At 72.3% G+C, this 19898-nt stretch carries 16 protein-coding genes, 2 tRNA genes and 1 pseudogene; 16 read left to right on the forward strand and 3 right to left on the reverse strand.

Annotated elements, in window-relative coordinates:
- Positions 1-627 precede the first annotated feature (627 nt).
- Positions 628-792: an integrase gene (locus tag ACFY07_RS18215; protein WP_390869640.1), complete on the forward strand. Its 165-nt coding sequence runs from the start codon at positions 628-630 to the stop codon at positions 790-792.
- A 538-nt stretch (positions 793-1330) separates the two neighbouring features.
- A complete protein-coding gene (locus ACFY07_RS18220; RefSeq protein WP_390869642.1) occupies positions 1331-1801 on the forward strand; it encodes a VOC family protein in 471 nt (156 codons plus the stop codon).
- Positions 1802-2072: 271 nt separating this feature from the next.
- Here ACFY07_RS18220 and ACFY07_RS18225 read toward each other — a convergent pair.
- Positions 2073-2766: pseudogene (locus ACFY07_RS18225) on the reverse strand (IS5 family transposase); the annotation flags it as partial.
- 225 nt (positions 2767-2991) lie between these two features.
- Here ACFY07_RS18225 and ACFY07_RS18230 point away from each other — a divergent pair.
- On the forward strand, positions 2992-3336 hold the full coding sequence (locus tag ACFY07_RS18230; RefSeq protein ID WP_390869644.1) for a YciI family protein: 345 nt from the start codon (positions 2992-2994) through the stop codon (positions 3334-3336).
- 15 nt (positions 3337-3351) lie between these two features.
- Positions 3352-4464: an RNA polymerase sigma factor gene (locus ACFY07_RS18235; protein WP_390869646.1), complete on the forward strand. Its 1113-nt coding sequence runs from the start codon at positions 3352-3354 to the stop codon at positions 4462-4464.
- Between the two features lie 339 nt (positions 4465-4803).
- Here the strand turns inward: ACFY07_RS18235 and ACFY07_RS18240 are convergent.
- Positions 4804-4874, reverse strand: a tRNA-Gly gene (locus ACFY07_RS18240).
- Positions 4875-5048: 174 nt separating this feature from the next.
- Here ACFY07_RS18240 and ACFY07_RS18245 point away from each other — a divergent pair.
- From ACFY07_RS18245 to clpX, 5 genes are all read left to right on the forward strand, one after another.
- Positions 5049-5122, forward strand: a tRNA-Pro gene (locus tag ACFY07_RS18245).
- A gap of 338 nt (positions 5123-5460) precedes the next feature.
- Positions 5461-6864, forward strand: a complete 1404-nt coding sequence (gene tig / locus ACFY07_RS18250; RefSeq protein ID WP_390869648.1) for a trigger factor — start codon at positions 5461-5463, stop codon at positions 6862-6864.
- A gap of 326 nt (positions 6865-7190) precedes the next feature.
- Positions 7191-7796 (forward strand): ATP-dependent Clp protease proteolytic subunit, encoded by a 606-nt coding sequence (locus ACFY07_RS18255; protein WP_230650271.1) that lies wholly within the window; start codon positions 7191-7193, stop codon positions 7794-7796.
- Between the two features lie 68 nt (positions 7797-7864).
- The gene (locus tag ACFY07_RS18260) at positions 7865-8521 is read left to right on the forward strand and encodes an ATP-dependent Clp protease proteolytic subunit (protein WP_304944785.1); all 657 of its coding nucleotides are present in this window, start codon (positions 7865-7867) and stop codon (positions 8519-8521) included.
- Positions 8522-8794: 273 nt separating this feature from the next.
- Positions 8795-10081 (forward strand): ATP-dependent Clp protease ATP-binding subunit ClpX, encoded by a 1287-nt coding sequence (gene clpX / locus ACFY07_RS18265; RefSeq protein ID WP_230650033.1) that lies wholly within the window; start codon positions 8795-8797, stop codon positions 10079-10081.
- Positions 10082-10352: 271 nt separating this feature from the next.
- On the opposite strand, the gene ACFY07_RS18270 is transcribed toward clpX, so the two are convergent.
- Positions 10353-11297, reverse strand: coding sequence for a hypothetical protein (locus ACFY07_RS18270; protein WP_390869650.1), 945 nt, complete (start codon positions 11295-11297; stop codon positions 10353-10355).
- Positions 11298-11476: 179 nt separating this feature from the next.
- On the opposite strand from ACFY07_RS18270, the gene ACFY07_RS18275 reads away from it, so the two are divergent.
- From ACFY07_RS18275 to mreD, 7 genes are all read left to right on the forward strand, one after another.
- Positions 11477-14113 (forward strand): valine--tRNA ligase, encoded by a 2637-nt coding sequence (locus ACFY07_RS18275; RefSeq protein WP_230650265.1) that lies wholly within the window; start codon positions 11477-11479, stop codon positions 14111-14113.
- Between the two features lie 253 nt (positions 14114-14366).
- Complete coding sequence (locus ACFY07_RS18280) at positions 14367-15764, forward strand: bifunctional folylpolyglutamate synthase/dihydrofolate synthase (RefSeq protein ID WP_390869652.1); 1398 nt, start codon at positions 14367-14369, stop codon at positions 15762-15764.
- Positions 15765-15806: 42 nt separating this feature from the next.
- A complete protein-coding gene (locus ACFY07_RS18285; protein WP_390869654.1) occupies positions 15807-16142 on the forward strand; it encodes a DUF4233 domain-containing protein in 336 nt (111 codons plus the stop codon).
- A gap of 139 nt (positions 16143-16281) precedes the next feature.
- Positions 16282-16695, forward strand: a complete 414-nt coding sequence (ndk, locus tag ACFY07_RS18290) for a nucleoside-diphosphate kinase (RefSeq protein ID WP_390869656.1) — start codon at positions 16282-16284, stop codon at positions 16693-16695.
- A gap of 477 nt (positions 16696-17172) precedes the next feature.
- Positions 17173-18198, forward strand: a complete 1026-nt coding sequence (locus tag ACFY07_RS18295) for a rod shape-determining protein (protein WP_230650262.1) — start codon at positions 17173-17175, stop codon at positions 18196-18198.
- 109 nt (positions 18199-18307) lie between these two features.
- Positions 18308-19231, forward strand: a complete 924-nt coding sequence (gene mreC, locus ACFY07_RS18300; RefSeq protein ID WP_230650016.1) for a rod shape-determining protein MreC — start codon at positions 18308-18310, stop codon at positions 19229-19231.
- A gap of 2 nt (positions 19232-19233) precedes the next feature.
- The gene (gene mreD, locus ACFY07_RS18305; protein WP_390869658.1) at positions 19234-19854 is read left to right on the forward strand and encodes a rod shape-determining protein MreD; all 621 of its coding nucleotides are present in this window, start codon (positions 19234-19236) and stop codon (positions 19852-19854) included.
- Positions 19855-19898 lie beyond the last annotated feature (44 nt).

Genomic DNA, 19898 nt, shown 5'->3' on the forward strand with positions numbered 1-19898 from the left:
CACCGAACCGGAAATCACCCCGACCGCCCTGACCGCATAGCTTGTTGCCGGATCAGCGAGTGGCCGTCGGTTACACCACGCCACCGGACGTGACCCCTGGCTGGACCCGATCGAGGCCAAATTCACGGCCGGCCAACCCGGCCCTGTTCCCGCCCATGCTTCCAACACCATGCGAACCCTGCGCATGCTCTACATCCTTGCCGACCGTGGAATACGCACCTCGGACAGTGCGGTTCGTTCGCTCCTGCACCGGGATGTGCTGCTGGAGCGCCTCGCCCAGGTCCTCACCCATGTGGCCCCGTGCACAGGATGACCAGCCTCACCACCCCGTTCCAACGGGCATCATCGCGTCGGCGCCCGCCCCAGCCCCGCCCGGCATTCCATGCCTCTCTCATCAGCGGGCGCGCGGACCTCCGCCGGAGCGGACCCCTGCCGAACCGGGTCCCGACGAGCGGGTGTTCGTGGGCGTGAAGGGCGACACGCCGCGCCGGAACCACGTCAACCGGCTCTGGCACGCACCCTGTGCCCGGGCGGGCGTCTCGGGGCTGCGCTTCCACGACCTGCGGCACACCGGGAACACCCCGGCGGCCTCCACCGGCGCCGGCACCAAGGAGCTGATGGCGCGGATTGGGCCACAGCACCGCCCGCGCGGCGTTGGTCCACCAGCACGCCACCGCCGAGCGGGAGCGCCTGATCGCCCGGTCGGTGAGCGACCTGGTGACCCGCGCCCGCACCTCCGGCAGCCGGTCCCTCCCCGCACCGGACGGGCACGGCACGGGCACGCCGGGCTGACCGGCCCGGTACGCGACAGGGCCCCGGGTCGGCTGGCATGCCGCTGACCTGGGGCCCTGCTGTCGGAGCGGGCGACGGGAATCGAACCCGCGTAGACAGTTTGGAAGACGGCGTATGCAGGGAGCGGCTGACCTGGCAACTTCCCGACCTGGGTTGGAGCGTGGTCGGTACCGCTGTTCCCCGCGAGTCTCCGCCACGTCCCGCCGGAACGGGCACGCAACGGGCACGAGGCCTCTTCGTCCCGAAGCAACTCGGGTGGTGGCTCGGCCTTGGGCTGGTGTGCCGCTCACCTGCGCTGATGGTCCGCGGGCGTCCGTACTCGTTCGCCGCTGTTCGTCGGCGTCGCCACGCAGTCGGACACCCGGCCGGGCCGGTGGCTGAGTGTCTTGCCCCGGGGGTCAACTCGACGCGGGGGGCGAAGACATCCCAGCGAAGGCGTCCGTTGCTCGGGTGGCCGGCGACGAGCCACCGATGAGTTTCGCCGGCCGGGCCGGTCTGCCATGACGTACGCCGTCGAGCCACTGACCGGAGACTCACCATGACCATGTCCGCACATCCCGGCCGCAGCCTGTTCGTGAACATCCCCGTGGCGGACCTCGAGCGCAGCAAGGGGTTCTTCGCGAATCTCGGATTTGGCTTCAACCCGAAGTTCACCGACGAGACCGCCGCCTGCATGCTGGTCGGCGAGCACGCCTTCGTCATGTTGCTCACCCGCGAGAAGTTCGCGGAGTTCACGAGACTGCCGATGGCCGACCCCGCCACGCACACGCTGGCGCTGTACTGCTTCAGCGTGTCGTCCCGCGACGAGGTCGACGCGGTCAGCGCCGCTGCACTCGCGGCGGGCGGCTCCGAGGCGGATGGCGCCGAGGACTACGGCTTCATGTACTCACGCAGCTTCTTCGACCTCGACGGCCACGGCTGGCAGGTCATGTGGATGGACCCGGCGGCGGCGGAGCAGGGCCCCGAGGCGTTTGCAGCCTCCGCGCAGGACGCCGACGCCCCGGCCTGACCCACCACCGCGCAAGGCACGTGGTGGGTGGTGTGGTGTGCGCGGGGCGTACACCTGCGTTGGCGGGCAGCTGACCGGCCGGGACGGATCCTCGGCTGCGACCCGCAGGCAATCCCGCCCGTCGTGCCACTGTCAAAGCGGTCGTTGACGGCAGCCCCACCACCTGAGGGCCCCGGACCATGATCGGTCCGGGGCCCTCGCCCTGGTGCCCCGGCAGGATTCGAACCTGCGACACCCGCTTGACCGTGCGTTTCGTTCCAGGCTTCTGTGGTCAGGTTCCGCGCCAGGTGGGAGCGGTTTCGCCGGTGGGGCGGCGGGTCATGACGTTGATCATCGCGATGTGGATCATGGATTCGGAGCGGGCCGGGAGGGCTTCGTGGTCACGGGTCAGGCGCCGGTGGTGCATGAGCCGGCCGAAGGTCCGCTCGACCACCCATCTGCGGGGCTGGATGACGAATCCCCTGGTGGCAGGGTCGCGGCGGACGACCTCCGCGTCGACGCCCGGAGTGGCTCCGTGTTCGACGACGGCGTTCTTGCGGCCCGTGTCGGCCCGGGCTTTGCGGACGGTCGGGTGCTCGGTGACGACCGTGGTCAGCAGCTGTCGGCCGGCGGCGCCGTCCTGGATGCCGGCTGCGGTGACCAGCACCGCCGGCAGCAGGCCGGGTGTGTCGACCATGATGTTGCGTTTCCGGCCCACGATCTTTTTTCCGACGTCGAGGCCGGGGCCGGCGGCGGGGACGTTCGTAGAGGTCTTCACGCTCTGGGAGTCGACGATGCAGGCCGTCGGCTCCGGGTTGCGGCCTTCGGAGGTGCGGACCAGGCGCCGCAGGAGACTGCCTGGCTGCTCGAACACCCCCTCCTTCTGACAGCGGGCGAAGGAGTGCGCAGACTGTCTCCCACGGCGGGTAGTCGTGGGGCAGGTGGCGCCAGGGGATGCCGGTGCGGTCGACGCAGAGGACGGCGTCGCTGCCCCTCGCCGGCCAGGACGCCTCCCAGCGTGCGTGGCGGGTGCGGGTGCGCGGCGCGGACGACACCCGTACCGTCGCCTATCCGCCGGCCCGCGTCCCGGGTACCGTCGCACCGGCGGCGAATCCGTCCGGTGCAGGTGGCCATTCCGGCGCAGGCCGTTCGTCCGGGAGTGAAGCCGGCGAACGGCGCCGGCCCGGGACTGCGCAGGAGCAGCCAGGCCCATGTACATCGCGTTCACCTACACCCCCGACGTCGACTGGACGCAGCCGGAGTACGCCGAGGAGATGAAGGAGTACGCCGCCTTCGGCGAGGCGGCGGCCGCCGTGCTCAGGGGCGGCTACGCCCTGTACCCGACCGCCACCGCCACAACCGTGCGGGTCCCCGGCGGCAAGGGGGGCGAAGCGGTGACCACCGACGGGCCCTACACCGAGACCAAGGAGGCGCTGACCGGCTTCTACCTGCTGGATTGCGCGGACCTGGACGAGGCGGTGGCGGTGGCGGTGGCCGCGAGGATCCCCGCCGCCTGGAACGGCGCGGTCGAGATCCGGCCCGTCATCCGGTTCTGAGCCCGGCGGCGGAACATGGCTGCCGGTGACGCGGTGGCGCTGCTGGTGCGCGAGGAGCGCACCCGCGTCCTCGCCACGCTCATCCGCGTCACCGGCAGCGTCGACCTCGCTGAGGACGCGGTCCAGGACGCCGTCGAGCGCGCCCTGATCACCTGGCCGCGCGACGGCGTCCCCGCCGAGCGGCGGGCGATCGACGTCATCCGCCGGAAGGCGCGGCGCCCCGCGAAGGAGTGGGACGCGGTGGCCCTGCACGATTCCTCGCCCGAGTCCCCCGGTGTGGTCCGCGACGACCTGCTCCGCCTGGTCTTCACCTGCTGCCACCCGTGTCTGTCGCTGGAGACGCAGGTCGCCCTCGCGCTGCGCACCCTGGCCGGCCTGTCCACGGCGGAGGTCGCCCGCGCCCTGGTGGTTCCCGAGGCCACCATGGCCAAGCGGCTCACCCGGGCGAAGCAGGAGATCGCCCGGGCCGGCATCCCCTACCGCGTCCCGGGCGCCGAGGAACTGCCCGGCCGGCTTGCCGGGGTCGCGGCCACGGTCTACCTGGTCTTCAACGAGGGCTACGCCCCGGGGGAGGGCGCCGACCTCGTGCGCGGCGCGCTCGCCGACGAGGCGGTGCGGCTCGCCCGGCTGCTGGCGGGGCTGATGCCGGACGAACCCACCGTGCTCGGCCTGCTGGCCTTGCTCCTGCTCCAGGACGCCCGGCGAGGCGCCCGCACCGACGCCGAGGGGCGTCCGGTACTGCTGGCCGACCAGGACCGCACACGGTGGGACCGGGCCATGATCAGAGAAGGGGTGAAACTGATCGGAGCGGCCCTGCGCCGCACCCCGGACCGCCCCGACCCCTACGTCGTGCAGGCGGCCGTCGCAGCCTGCCACGCCCTGGCGCCGTCGTGGGCCCAGACCCCCCGGGACGCGATGGTCTCCTGGTACGACGTGCTGCTCACCATGCACGACACCCCCGTGGTCCGGCTCAACCGCGCGGCGGCCGTGTCCGAGCGGGACGGGCCCGGCGCGGGCCTGGCCCTGGTGGAGGCCCTCGACGGCCTGGCGGTCTACCTGTGGTGGCACGCCGGACGCGCCGAACTGCTGCACCGCCTGGTGCGTGCGCAGGAGGCGCGCGGCCTGTGAGCGGGCGGCCGCCCTCGGCATGAGCGCGCCGCAGCTCGAGCACCTGCGGCGCCGGGTGTCCGCACCGCCCGGCTGATCGCGCCCCGGCTCGACCTCGCCGTCGCGTTCGGCGCGCCCATCGCGGTGGCCGGCACCGCAGTGGTGCCTGCACTGCGGGCCGGGCGGCTGCGCACTGGTGAGGCGCTCGCGGTCGGGCCCCCCGAGTGCCGCACACGGCCGGATGAGGCCGCCGGGAGTGAGCGGTGTGGCACGGGTGTGGCACGACCGCCTGAACGCCCGTCGGAACGCACAGGGCCCCAGGTCGGCGAAACGTCCGCTGACCTGGGGCCCTGCTGTCGGAGCGGGCGACGGGAATCGAACCCGCGTAGCCAGTTTGGAAGACTGGGGCTCTACCATTGAGCTACGCCCGCACGTGCGCACCCGGGTGCGCACAGGCGCCCCGCGGCCGGTGCCGACCCGGGGCGGGCCCAGCCTACCCGGTCGGGTCGGGCGATTGCACGCGGCCCGCACGCGGCCGTCCGGGCGGTATCCCGTTAATCCTGCGGAACGGCCCAGGTGAGCCTGTACGCTACGTGTCGTTGCGACGGGGTGTGGCGCAGGTTGGTAGCGCGTCCGCTTTGGGAGCGGAAGGTCGTCGGTTCAAATCCGGTCACCCCGACAGCGAGTGAGGGCCCCCGTCCGTCCCCGGGCGGGGGCCCTCGTGCGTCCGTTCCGGCGACCGCCGGAGCCGTCCGTCCCCGCCGTGGGCTCCGCCCTGCTCACGCGGTCCGCTGTCCCCGTCCATCCTGCTTTGTGGTACCGGTAGGATGGACCGCTGGAGACCGCTCGTGTGGCATGCTCACCGTTCGGCCGTCCGAGGGCGAGGAGCACGCTCACCGTCCATCCTGCGGGAGATGCCGCTCCATGTGGCCCATCACCCGTCTCGCCGGCCGCCCAGCCCCCACCAGGCCCCGCCCGGCGGACAAACCGACCGCAAAGCCCCAAGGAGACCCAACCGTGAAGAGCGCCGTGGAGACTCTGAACCCGACCCGGGTTCGACTCACCGTCGAGGTGCCCTTCGAGGAGCTCAAGCCCAGCCTCGACGCGGCGTACAAGAAGATCAACCAGCAGGTCACGGTTCCGGGTTTCCGCAAGGGCAAGATCCCGGCTCGCGTCATCGACCAGCGCTTCGGCCGTGCCGCGGTGCTGGAGGAGGCCGTCAACGACGCCCTTCCGCGCTTCTACACGCAGGCCGTCGACGAGGGCAAGATCGAGGTCCTCGGCCAGCCCGAGATCACCGACATCGCCGGTGTGGAGAACCTCGGTGACGGCGGCGACCTGAAGTTCACCGCCGAGGTGGACATCCGCCCGGAGATCACCCTCCCCGAGTTCGGCGAGATCGAGGTCACCGTCGACCCGGTCGAGGTCACCGACGAGGACGTCGAGAAGTCGCTGGAGCAGCTCCGCGAGCGCTTCTCCTCCGTCAAGGCCGTCGAGCGCGCCGCCGCCGCGGGCGACGTCGTGGTCGTCGACCTGGAGGCCAAGGTCGACGGCGAGGTGCCGGAGGACGGCACCGCCACCGCCGTGTCGTACGAGATCGGTTCCGGCCGCCTGCTCGACGGCATCGACGACGCCGTGATCGGCGTGGAGGCGGGCGGCACCGCCACCTTCACCACCGAGCTCAAGGGCGGCACCCAGGCCGGCAAGGAGGCCGAGGTCACGGTCACCGTCACCGCCGTCCAGGAGAAGGAGCTCCCCGAGCTCGACGACGAGTTCGCCCAGCTGGCGAGCGAGTTCGACACCCTCGAGGAGCTGCGCGAGGACTCGCGCAAGCGCCTGGCCCGCATGAAGGAGTTCGACCAGGCCACCCAGGCCCAGGAGCGCGTCCTGGACGCCCTCCTGGAGAAGGTCGAGATGCCCTTCCCGGAGAAGCTGCTCGCGGACGAGATCGAGACCCGCAAGCACAACCTGGAGCACCACCAGCTGGCGCAGATGGGCCTCGACCTCGACACCTGGCTGAAGACCCAGGACAAGTCGCTCGAGGACTTCGAGAAGGAGACCGAGGAGCAGGCGAAGAAGGGCATCAAGACCCAGTTCGTCCTGGACCAGATCGCCTCGAACGAGGAGCTCTCCGTCAGCCAGGAGGAGCTCACCGAGCACCTCGTCCGCCGCGCCGCCGGCTCCGGCCTCACCCCGGACCAGTTCGCGCAGCAGGTCGTCCAGGGCGGCCAGGTGCCGCTGCTGGTCGGCGAGGTCGTCCGCGGGAAGGCGCTGGCGCTGGTCGTCGAGGCCGCCAAGGTCGTCGACACCGAGGGCAACGTCGTCGACTTCGAGGACGACGAGGAGGAGACCGAGGCCGCCGTCGAGGCGGTCGAGGCCGCCGAGGGCAAGGCCGACGCCGAGTCCGGCGACGAGGCCTGAGCCTCCCCCCTCCGCTGAACCGCCCGGCAGGCCCGGGTACGGCACCCCGTGTGCCGTACCCGGGCCTGCCGTGCGTCCGGCGCCCGTGGTCCGGGCCCCGTCGCCGGGCCCGCGCCGGCCCGGCCCGGGCGGCCCGTCACAGCCTGTGCAGCCTGCGCTCACAGCGAACAGCTCTGTGTGGGGGATGGCCGGGCCCTGGCCGCGCGTTAGGGTCCTTGAGAAGGAACAATCAGCACAGCAGACGCGCGACGGCCGGGCGGCCGGCCGTCCGATTCAACTGAGCAGGTGGCTACGTGACGACTCCCCAGATCGCGACCCCGGGCCTCATGGCGCCCCGCGCCGCCGGTGACATCCCCGGCGTCGGCCTCGGCGACCAGGTGTACAACCGTCTGCTCGGCGAGCGCATCATCTTCCTCGGCCAGGCGGTCGACGACGACATCGCCAACAAGATCACCGCCCAGCTTCTGCTCCTTGCCGCCGACCCGGAAAAGGACATCTACCTCTACATCAACAGTCCGGGCGGCTCGGTCACCGCGGGCATGGCGATCTACGACACCATGCAGTACATCAAGAACGACGTGGTGACCATCGCCATGGGCCTGGCGGCCTCCATGGGCCAGTTCCTGCTGACGGCCGGCGCCAAGGGCAAGCGGTTCGCGCTCCCCAACGCCGAGATCCTGATGCACCAGCCCTCGGCCGGCCTCGGCGGCTCGGCGACCGACATCCGGATCCAGGCCGAGCAGCTGATCCGCACCAAGCACCGGATGGCCGAGCTCATCGCCTTCCACTCCGGCCAGTCGCTGGAGCAGATCACCAAGGACTCCGACCGCGACCGCTGGTTCTCCGCGGAGGCGGCGAAGGACTACGGCCTCATCGACGAGGTCATGCACCACGCCGCGGACGTTCCCGGCGGCGGTGGCACGGGCGCCTGAGCCGCCCGGCAGCCGTTCCCCCAGAGAGTCCGCCAGCGACAGTCCGCACACACGGAGGCCCAGAAACCATGAACATCCCCAGCCTGATGGGCGAGGCCCAGGAGCGCCTGCGCGCCGAGGGCCGGTACATCGTCCCCCGCTTCGTCGAGCGCACCTCCCAGGGCATCCGGGAGTACGACCCGTACGCCAAGCTCTTCGAGGAGCGGGTGATCTTCCTCGGCTCCCAGATCGACGACGTGTCGGCCAACGACATCATGGCCCAGCTGCTCTGCCTGGAGTCGATGGACCCGGACCGCGACATCTCGGTGTACATCAACAGCCCCGGCGGCTCGTTCACCGCGCTGACCGCGATCTACGACACCATGCAGTTCGTGAAGCCGGACATCTCGACCGTCTGCATGGGCCAGGCCGCCTCCGCCGCCGCCGTCCTGCTGGCGGCCGGCACCCCCGGCAAGCGCATGGCGCTCCCCAACGCCCGCGTGCTGATCCACCAGCCCTACACCGAGACCGGCCGCGGCCAGGTCTCCGACCTGGAGATCCAGGCCAAGGAGATCCTCCGGATGCGCGAGCAGCTGGAGACCCTGCTGGCCAAGCACTCCAAGAAGGAGATCGAGCAGATCCGCGAGGACATCGAGCGGGACAAGATCCTCACGGCCGAGGAGACCCTGGAGTACGGGCTCGTCGACCAGATCATCTCCACCCGCAAGAGCTCGCTGCTCGACTGACCGGATGCGCTGCCGCGAGGCCGCGGCCCACCCCCCGTCTTCCGGGCGGGGGCCGCGGCCTGGCACCATCTGACAGCAGGGCGGTGCTCGTGCACACGCCCGGTGGCACCCGCCGTTCCCCTCCGACCCCCCGGCCCCCTCGGTCACGGATTCGCCCAGGGCGTACGGCCAAGCTGCCGAAGTCGGCCGATCGGCGGGCCCGACGGAGTACCGTCGGATACCAAGCACCAGGCTCCGACCCCCACGGGGCCTTTGGCGAAGGGGAAGCACCTCGTGGCACGCATCGGAGACGGTGGCGACCTGCTCAAGTGCTCGTTCTGCGGCAAATCACAGAAGCAGGTGAAGAAGCTCATCGCCGGTCCCGGCGTGTACATCTGCGACGAGTGCATCGACCTCTGCAACGAGATCATCGAGGAGGAGCTCGCCGAGACCTCCGAGGTGCGTTTCGAGGAACTGCCGAAGCCGCGCGAGATCTACGAGTTCCTGGACCAGTACGTCGTCGGCCAGGACATCGCGAAGAAGGCGCTCTCGGTCGCCGTCTACAACCACTACAAGCGGGTGCAGGCGGGCGAGAACGGCCGCTCCGGCGGCGGCCGGGACGACGGCATCGAGCTGGCCAAGTCCAACATCCTGCTGCTGGGCCCCACGGGCTCCGGCAAGACGCTGCTGGCGCAGACCCTCGCCCGGATGCTCAACGTGCCGTTCGCCATCGCGGACGCCACCGCGCTCACCGAGGCGGGCTACGTCGGCGAGGACGTCGAGAACATCCTGCTCAAGCTGATCCAGGCGGCCGACTACGACGTCAAGAAGGCCGAGACCGGGATCATCTACATCGACGAGATCGACAAGGTCGCCCGCAAGAGCGAGAACCCGTCGATCACCCGCGACGTCTCCGGCGAGGGCGTGCAGCAGGCCCTGCTGAAGATCCTGGAGGGCACCACCGCCTCGGTGCCCCCGCAGGGCGGCCGCAAGCACCCGCACCAGGAGTTCATCCAGATCGACACCACGAACGTGCTGTTCATCGTGGGCGGCGCCTTCGCGGGTCTGGAGCGGATCATCGAGGGCCGGGCCGGCAAGAAGGGCATCGGCTTCGGCGCGACCATCCGCTCCAAGCACGAGATCGACTCCAGCGACCTGTTCCGCGAGGTCATGCCGGAGGACCTGGTGAAGTTCGGGATGATCCCCGAGTTCATCGGCCGCCTCCCGGTCATCACCTCGGTGCACAACCTGGACCGCGAGGCCCTGCTGCAGATCCTCACCGAGCCGAAGAACGCCCTGGTCAAGCAGTACCGGCGGCTCTTCGAGCTGGACGGCGTGGAGCTGGAGTTCTCCCTCGACGCGCTGGAGGCCATCGCCGACCAGGCGATCATGCGCGGCACCGGCGCCCGCGGCCTCCGCGCGATCATGGAGGAGGTGCTGATGTCGGTGATGTACGAGGTGCCGTCCCGCAAGGACGTGGCCCGCGTCGTCGTCACCGGCGACGTCGTCTCCAAGCACGCCATCCCGACGCTGGTCCCGCGCGACATGATCAAGCGCGAGCGGCGCGAGAAGAGCGCCTGACCGGCGTCCGCTCCGGCGGACGCACGACGGCGGACGCACGACGACGAGGGCCCCGCACCGGACGGATCCGGTGCGGGGCCCTCGTCGTCGTTGGGCCTCCCCGGACGGTGTCCGCCCTGCGCCCACCGCGCCCTCCCGTTTCCGGGCCTCCGTCCGGCGTGCCGGACGTGCGCGCTTCAGAGCGGGTGCGGGGCCGTCACGTCGAGGGGGCCCGCCGCAACGCCAGGAGCCCCGCCGCCCGGTCGGGCGGCGGGGCTCCGGACGGCCGGGCTCACTTCGGCTGGACGACGCCGTCGCGGATGGTGCGGGTCTGCTGCGCGGCCTGCTCCGGGTCCACGGGCTGCGCCTGGGCTCCGGGGGAGGTGGGCACGGTGGTGAAGAGGACCGAGGCCAGGGTGGCGTGGTCCACCCAGTAGCAGGTGGTCATCGGCCCCTTGGAGGTCTGGAGCTCCCCGCAGCGCAGCACGGCGCCGCCGTCGTGCGGGTCCTTGGCGGGGAAGTCCCGCATCGGCTGGGCGTACCGGGCCTTCCGCTGCGCCGCTGCGGCCTCGTACTGGGCGCCCGCGGCCTTCGGGTCGGCGATCTTCCCGTACGCGCCGAAGACCGTCAGCAGCGAGCGCGGCGTGCCACCCACATAGGTGGCGACCACGCCGGTCATCTCCTTGCCGACGCCGGCGGTCTGGGTGTCGTCCGCCGCCTGCTCCTTGTGCGTGTTCAGCGCGTAGCCGCCCGGCAGGGTGGCCGGGGTGGCGATCCGGTACCGCCCCGCCATGGCCGCGCCCTCGTCCCCGCCGCCGCCGCGGGTCGCCACGAACGCGGCCACACCGCCGAGCACCAGCACGCCGGCGACGATCCCGATCACCAGCCCCCTGCGGCTCCGCCGCCCGCCGGCCGGGGCCGGCGGCGGGTAGCCGCCGGGAGCGCCGTACGGCTGCTGCTGCGGGTAGCCGGGCTGCTGGGGCTGCTGGGGATAGCCGGGCTGCGGTGCGCCGTACGGCTGCTGCGGCTGCCCGTACCCCTGCGGGGGCTGCCCGTACGAGGGCGGTGCGGCGGGCGCGCCGTACGGCGGCTGCTGCCCGTACCCCTGTGGGGCGGGCGGCTGTCCGTAGGGCTGCTGCGGGGGAGGGGGCGGCGGGTAGCCGCCGGGGGCGCCGTAGGGCTGCTGCGGGGGCTGCTGCCCCGGGGTCTGCGGATACTGCTGGCCTTGCCCGTACATGCGGTGCCTCCCCCGGCCGCCCGGGGCGGCGCTTCGTCTCGTCGGCGTGTCGTCTCGTCGGGCGGCACGCTATCCCAACGCCGCCGCCCGCGTCGCCCGGCGACCTGGGGCGTACGCACCCCCGTCCGGCGGTGCGTCACCGGTCCCCCGGCTTCCGTAGACTGTCCGTCGTGACCGACATGACGAACCAGCGCCCCGAGGCCGACCAGGCCGGGGACCACAGCGCCGCCGCCACCCTGCCGACCCAGTACGCACCGGCCGAGGTAGAGGGGAAGCTGTACGAGCGCTGGGTAGCCGCGGGTTACTTCGAGGCGGACGCGAAGAGCGACAAGCCCCCGTACACCGTCGTCATCCCGCCGCCGAACGTCACCGGTTCGCTCCACCTCGGCCACGCCTTCGAGCACACGATCATCGACTCCCTCACCCGCCGCAAGCGGATGCAGGGCTACGAGACGCTGTGGCAGCCCGGCATGGACCACGCGGGCATCGCCACCCAGAACGTGGTGGAGCGCGAGCTCGCCAAGGAGGGCAAGTCCCGCCACGACCTCGGCCGCGAGGCGTTCGTCGAGCGGGTCTGGCAGTGGAAGGCGGAGTCCGGCGGCCAGATCTCCGGTCAGATGCGGCGCCTCGGCGACGGCGTGGACTGGTCCCGTGAGCGCTTCACGATGGACGAGGGCCTCTCGCAGGCCGTCCAGACCATCTTCAAGAAGCTCTTCGACGACGGCCTGATCTACCGCGCCGAGCGCATCATCAACTGGTGCCCCCGCTGCCTGACCGCCATCTCCGACATCGAGGTGGAGTACCAGGACGACGAGGGCGAGCTGGTCTCCATCCGCTACGGCGACGGCGACGACGCCATCGTGGTGGCCACCACCCGCGCCGAGACCATGCTCGGCGACACCGCCGTGGCGGTGCACCCCGACGACGAGCGCTACGCCCACCTCGTCGGCCGGGAGATCGAGCTGCCGCTGACCGGCCGCCGGATCCCGGTCGTGGCCGACGCCCACGTCGACCCGGAGTTCGGCACCGGCGCGGTCAAGGTCACCCCGGCCCACGACCCCAACGACTTCGAGATCGGCCGGCGGCACGACCTGCCGTCGATCGCGGTCCTCGACGAGCGCGGCGTCATCACCGTCCACGGCCCCTTCCAGGGCCTGGACCGCTTCGAGGCCCGGTCGGCCATCGTCGGCGCGCTGCGCGCCGAGGGCCGGATCGTTGCCGAGAAGCGCCCCTACCTGCACTCGGTGGGGCACTGCTCGCGCTGCAAGACCACCATCGAGCCGCGGCTCTCCCTGCAGTGGTGGGTCAAGGTCGGCCCGCTGGCGCAGGCGGCCGGCGACGCGGTGCGCGACGGCCGCGTGGCGATCCACCCCAAGGAGATGGAGCCCCGCTACTTCGGCTGGGTCGACAACCTCCACGACTGGTGCATCTCGCGCCAGCTGTGGTGGGGCCACCGCATCCCGGTCTGGTACGGGCCGGACGGCGAGGTCGTCTGCGTCGGTCCCGACGAGGAGCCGCCGAGCGGCGAGGGCTGGACGCAGGACACCGACGTCCTCGACACCTGGTTCTCCTCCGGCCTGTGGCCGTTCTCCACGCTCGGCTGGCCGGAGCGGACCCCCTCGCTGGAGAAGTTCTACCCGACCTCCGTCCTGGTCACCGGCTACGACATCCTGTTCTTCTGGGTCGCCCGGATGATGATGTTCGGCCTCTACGCGATGGACGGCACCCCGCCGTTCCACACCATCGCCCTGCACGGCATGGTCCGCGACCAGTTCGGCAAGAAGATGTCGAAGTCCTTCGGCAACGCGGTCAACCCGCTGGACTGGATGGACGCCTACGGCTCCGACGCGGTGCGCTTCACCCTGGCCCGCGGCGCCAACCCGGGCACCGACGTGCCGATCGGCGAGGACTGGGTCCAGGGGTCCCGCAACTTCTGCAACAAGCTCTGGAACGCCACTCGGTTCGCGCTGATGAACGGCGCCACCGTGGCGGGCCCGCTGCCTGAGGCGGCGGACCTCTCCGCGGCGGACCGCTGGATCCTCTCCCGCCTCAACGCCACCGTGGCCGAGGTCGACGCCCTCTACGACGACTACCAGTTCGCCAAGCTCTCCGACGCGCTCTTCCACTTCGCGTGGGACGAGGTCTTCGACTGGTACGTCGAGCTGTCCAAGACCACGCTCGCCGCCGGCGGCCCCGCGGCCGACGCCTCGCGCCGGGTGCTGGGCGAGGTGCTGGACGTGACGCTGCGGCTGCTCCACCCCGTGGTGCCGTTCGTCACCGAGGCGCTGTGGACGGCCCTCACCGGCCGCGAGTCCGTGGTCGTCGCCGAGTGGCCCGCCGACAGCGGCTTCCGCGACGCGGCCGCCGAGGCGGAGATCACCACGCTCCAGCAGGTGGTCACCGAGGTCCGCCGGTTCCGCGCCGACCAGGGCCTCAAGCCGGGCCAGCGCGTCCCGGCCCGCCTGGACCTGGCCGGCACCCCGCTCGCCGCGCACGAGGAGGCCATCCGCTCCCTGCTGCGCCTGCAGCCGGCCGGCGACGGCTTCACCGCCACTGCCTCCCTGCCGGTCGCCGGCGCCACGGTGGCGCTGGACCTCTCCGGCGCCATCGACGTGGCGGCGGAGCGCAAGCGCCTGCAGAAGGACCTCGCGGTCGCCGAGAAGGAGCTGGCGCAGACCACCGCCAAGCTCGGCAACGAGGGCTTCATGGCCAAGGCACCCGAGCAGGTCGTGGCGAAGATCCGGACCCGGCAGGCCACCGCCGAGGCCGACATCGCCCGGATCACGGCGCAGCTGGCGGCCCTGCCGCAGGCCTGACCCGCACCGCCGGGCGCGCGCACCGCACCGCCATCACGCCGCGGGCCGCCCCTCCCGGGCCCGTACGACCGGACCGCCGGCCGTGCGGGCCGCCGGGCGGGCGGCCCGCGGCGCTGCTGCGGTCCCGCGGCGGTCCCACGGCGGTCCCACGGCGGTCCCACGGTGGCCTCGCGGCGGTCCCACGGCGGTCCCACGGTGGCCTCGCGGCGGTCCCGCGGCGCCCGGCGATCCCGCGGCTCCGTAGACTGGGGGCGTGAGCGACAAGACCAGCAGGAACCCGGACCGATCCGCCGCCGACGAGGCCCTCGCCGGCCTCCGCGAGGTGGAGGCCGAGCTGCTGGCCCGCTGGCCGGAGAACAAGCTGGAGCCGTCGCTCACCCGCATCGCCCGGCTCATGGACATCCTGGGCCAGCCGCAGCGCTCCTACCCGGCGATCCACATCACCGGCACCAACGGCAAGACCTCCACCGCCCGCATGGTGGAGCAGCTGCTGCGCGCCTTCGACCTGCGCACCGGCCGCTACACCAGCCCCCACGTGGAGTCGGTCACCGAGCGGATCAGCCTGGACGGCGAGCCCATCACGCCCGAGCGGTTCGTGGAGACCTACCGGGACATCGAGCCCTACATCGGCATGGTCGACCAGGAGCTGCCCGTCCCGATGTCCTTCTTCGAGGTGCTGACCGCCATGGGGTACGCGGCGTTCGCCGACGCCCCGGTGGACGTGGCCGTGGTCGAGGTCGGCATGGGCGGCTCCTGGGACGCCACGAACGTCATCGACGCCGCCGTGGCCGTGATCACCCCGATCTCGCTGGACCACACCGACAAGCTGGGCACCACGCCCGGCGAGATCGCGGTGGAGAAGTCCGGGATCATCAAGAAGGGCGCCCTGGCGGTCGTCGCCCAGCAGCAGCTGGACGCCGCCGAGACGATCCTCCGCCGTGCGGTGGAGGTGGACGCGACCGTGGCCCGCGAGGGCATGGAGTTCGGCGTGCTCCACCGCGACCTGGCGGTCGGCGGCCAGCTGGTGACCCTGCGGGGCCTGGGCGGCCACACCTACGAGGACGTCTTCCTTCCGCTGCACGGCGTCCACCAGGCGCAGAACGCGGCGCTGGCGCTGGCGGCCGTCGAGGCGTTCTTCGGCGTCGGCGGCGCGAACGGCGAGTCGCTGGACGACGACAAGGTGCGGCAGGCCTTCGCCGGCACCACCTCGCCGGGCCGCTTGGAGGTCGTCCGGCGCAGCCCCACCGTGCTGCTGGACGCCGCCCACAATCCGGCCGGGGCCAGGGCCACGGCGGAGGCGATCAGCGAGTCCTTCGGCTTCACCCGCCTGGTGGGCGTGGTCGGCACCAGCGCCGACAAGGACGTCCGGGGCGTGCTGGAGGCGTTCGAGCCGATCCTCGCCGAGGTCGTCGTCACCCGGAACTCCACCCAGCGCGCCATGGAGGCCGACGAGCTGGCGTCCCTCGCCGTCGAGGTGTTCGGCCCCGACCGGGTGCAGGTCGAGCCGCGCCTGGACGACGCCATCGACGCCGCCGTCGCCCTCGCCGAGGAGGAGGGCGACCTGGGCGGCGCGGGCGTCCTGGTGACCGGTTCGGTCATCACCGTCGGCGAGGCCCGGATCCTCCTCGGACGGAACCGGCGCGGGAACTGAGACGCGGGAACTGAGACGCGGGAACGAGAGAGGCCGTCACCCATGCGCACCCTGTGCTCCTCCACCCTCATCGGCGAGGCGCTGGTGATCATGTTCGCCGCGCTGGTCGCCATGCAGCTCTCCGACGTGCCGCACGGCACCCTGTGGGCGGTCAGCGGCACCGCGATGGCGCTCTGCGTGCTGCTCTGCGGCATGGTGACCCGGCCGGGCGGCGTCGCCCTGGGCTGGGCGCTGCAGATCGGGCTGGTCGCCGCCGGCGCCGTCGTCCCGATCATGTACGGGCTGGGCGCCGTCTTCGCCGCGCTGTGGTGGTGCTCGGTGCACTACGGCCGGCGGATCGACGCCCTCAGGGCCGCCCGGGCGGCGGCGCAGGTCTGACCGCCGGGTAACCTCCTCGCGAGGCCTTCCCCCACACGCAGTACCGCCCGTACCGCAGTACCGCCCGTACACGCACCGTCCTGCGCGCATCCGCATCCGCGCGCCGGCGCCCGTCCACCGACCTTCCTGGAGCCGCCCCGTGTCGCAGCGCACCCTCGTCCTGCTCAAGCCCGACTGTGTCCGCCGCGGTCTGATCGGTGAGATCACCAGCCGCATCGAGCGCAAGGCGGACTGGACCGTCACGGCCCTGGAGCTGCGCACCTTCGACCGGGCCGTGCTGGAGCAGCACTACGCGGAGCACGTGGGCCGCCCGTTCTACGAGCCGCTGCTGGAGTTCATGGCGTCCGGCCCCTCCGTGGCCATGATCGTCGAGGGTGAGCGCGTCATCGAGGGCGTCCGCGCGCTGGCCGGCGCCACCGACCCCATCGCGGCGGGCCCCGGCACCATCCGCGGCGACTACGCGACGATCACCCGCGAGAACCTGATCCACGCCTCGGACTCCGAGGCCTCCGCCGAGCGCGAGATCAAGATCTTCTTCCCGGCGTACGCCTGATCCCCGGGATCCTCACCGGATCTGCACCGGCGCCCCGTCCGGTGCGGATCCGGTGCTCCGCGGCCCCGGCGCCCGCCCCGCACCCCCCGCCCCCGCCCTCTCCTCCCGCCCCCGGGTCCGCAGCGGTCCGCGGGGGCGCACCCGCACGCCTCCGTCGCGGCCCCCGCGGCGGCCCACCTGCCGGAACGCCCGCCCCAACCCCCACCGCAGCCTCCGCCGGGACGTCCGCCGGACCGGGAACCCCGGGCACCGACACGGCGTCCCAATCCCGGGAGAACACGCCCCGCGCAACGAGAATGGGTGCACGGTGTGCGTGGGCGTCCCCGGAGCGGGCGTGGCTACGATGGGGGACGGCTCACGGGCTGCCCGCCCGGTGCGGCGAAGCCGGTGACTCAGCACGTCGGCACGGCTGGCCGTCCTCTCCAGCCACCCCCACCCTCGAGTTCGGGAAGGCCCCCTGATCCCATGGCGAACAACATGTCGTTCATCGGCCGTGACATGGCTGTCGACCTCGGCACCGCCAACACGCTGGTGTACGTCAGGGGCCGGGGCATCGTCCTCAACGAGCCATCCGTGGTGGCGGTGAACACCAACACCGGGGGCATCCTCGCGGTGGGCGCCGAGGCCAAGAAGATGATCGGGCGCACCCCCGGCAACATCGTGGCCATCCGGCCGCTGAAGGACGGCGTCATCGCCGACTTCGAGATCACCGAGCGGATGCTGCGGTACTTCATCCTGAAGATCCACCGCCGCCGCTACCTGGCCCGCCCCCGCGTCGTGGTCTGCGTCCCCAGCGGCATCACCGGTGTGGAGCGGCGCGCCGTCATCGAGGCGTCCTCGCAGGCCGGCGCGCGCCAGGTGCACATCATCGAGGAGCCGATGGCCGCCGCGATCGGCGCCGGCCTGCCGGTCCACGAGGCCACCGGCAACATGGTCGTCGACATCGGCGGCGGCACCACCGAGGTCGCCGTGATCTCGCTCGGCGGCATCGTCACCGCGCAGTCCATCCGGGTCGCCGGCGACGAGCTGGACAACGCCATCGTCCAGCACATCAAGAAGGAGTACTCGCTCCTGCTGGGCGAGCGCAGCGCCGAGCAGATCAAGATGTCCATCGGCTCCGCCTACGGCAGCGAGCTGGAGAAGGACGAGCACGCCGAGATCCGCGGCCGCGACCTGGTCAGCGGGCTCCCCAAGACCGTGGTCATCTCCGCCGCCGAGGTCCGCGAGGCCATCGACGAGCCGGTGAACTCGATCATCGACGCGGTGAAGACCACCCTCGACCAGTGCCCGCCCGAGCTGGCCGGCGACATCATGGACCGCGGCATCGTGCTCACCGGCGGCGGCGCCCTGCTGCGCGGTCTGGACGAGCGGCTGCGCCGCGAGACCGGCATGCCGATCCACATCGCGGAGAACCCGCTGGACTCCGTCGCGCTGGGCTCCGGCAAGTGCGTCGAGGAGTTCGAGGCGCTCCAGCAGGTCCTGGACTCGCAGCCGCGCCGCTAGCCGCACCACCGGTCCCGCCAGAACCGGCGGCCGCCGCGGCCGGGCCCCTCCGGGGGCCCGGCCGGCGCCCCGGGCCGACCCCGAGAGACGAAGGGCTCGTCCGAGCACCGTGAGGGACACACGAGAGAGCCGGCTGCTGCTGATCCTGCTGGTGGCCATCGCCTTCGCCCTGATCACCGTCGACATCCGGGGCGGCGACGAATCGCCGCTGAACGGTGCCCGCGACGCCGCCTCGACCGTGCTCGGCCCGGTCGAGAAGGGCGTCGCGTCCGCCGTCAACCCGGTCGCCGACGGCATCCGGGCGGTCCGCGACGCGGGCTCCCACCAGGACCGCATCCGGCGGCTGGAGCGGCAGAACGCGGTGCTCAAGCAGCGCCTGGCCTCCTCCGACATGGCCGGCAGCCGCGTGCGGCAGCTGGACGCCCTGCTGAAGACCGCCGGCTCCGGCCAGTACGCCATCAAGGCCGCGCAGGTCATCGCCATAGGAGCGGCCCAGGGCTTCTCCTGGACCATCACCATCGACGCCGGCAGCGACGACGGCATCACCCGCGACATGACCGTCATCAACGGCGACGGCCTGGTCGGCCGGGTCACCACCGTCGGCCACACCACCGCCACCGTCCTCCTCGCCTCCGACCCCGACTTCACCGTCGGCACCCGGATGGAGGGCGGCGACGAGATCGGCTTCGCCACCGGCCAGGGCACCCGCCCCATGAAGGTGCAGCTGCTCAACGGCCGCGCCCAGGTGAAGCGCGGCGACCGCCTGGTCACCTTCGGCTCCGAGAAGGGCCGCCCGTTCGTCCCGGGCGTCCCCGTCGGCACCGTCGCCTACGTGGAGCCCACCCCGGGCGAGCTCACCAAGACCGTCCTGGTGCAGCCCTTCGTCTCCTTCACCAAACTGGACCTGGTGGGCGTCGTCGTGGAGAAGCCGCGCACCGACCCGCGCGACACGGTGCTGCCGCCCCGGCCCAGGCCGGCCGCCAAGCCCGCCGCCACCCCCAAGCCCGTCTCCACCACGACGAAGAAGGGCTGACGATGCGTCCCAAGCGCGTACTGCTCTCCGCCGCCCTGATCGTCGTGGCGCTGGTCGTCCAGGTCAGCGTCCTGGCCCGGCTCCAGCTCCCCGGCGCCGTGCCCGACCTGCTGCTCCTGGTGGTCCTCGCCCTCGGCCTGGTCTACGGGCCCACCGGAGGCTGCATCACCGGCTTCGCCGCCGGGCTGCTCGCCGACGTCGCCCCGCCGTCCGACCACGCGGTCGGCCGCTACGCCCTGGTGCTCTGCCTCCTCGGGTACGCGGCCGGCCTCGCCCGCCCGGAGAGCGGCCGCCTGCGGTCGGTCACCGGCCCGCTGGCCGCCGTCGCGGTCGCCGCGATCGCCTCCACCCTGCTGTACGCGGCCGTGGGCGCCCTGGTCGGCGACACCGCCGCCCGCCACGTCGGCCTGCTCGGCCTGGTGCTCACCGCCCTGCTCTACGACGTGCTGCTGGCGCCCTTCGTGGTGCCCGGCGTGATGGCGCTGGCCCGCCGCACCGACCCCGACCCGATGGTCGCCGCCGGCGGCGGGGGCTCGCTGCTGGGCACGGTCTCCCACTACGCCCGCGCCGCCTCGTACGGCAAGAGGAAGAACCGCTCGCCCGGTCTCGTCAAGCGCCCGTGAGCACCGCAGCAGCCCCCGGGGCGGCGCGCCCGCACCGCCCCGGC

This window comes from Streptomyces sp. NPDC001380 (assembly GCF_042895785.1).
Classification (GTDB): Bacteria; Actinomycetota; Actinomycetes; order Streptomycetales; family Streptomycetaceae; genus Peterkaempfera.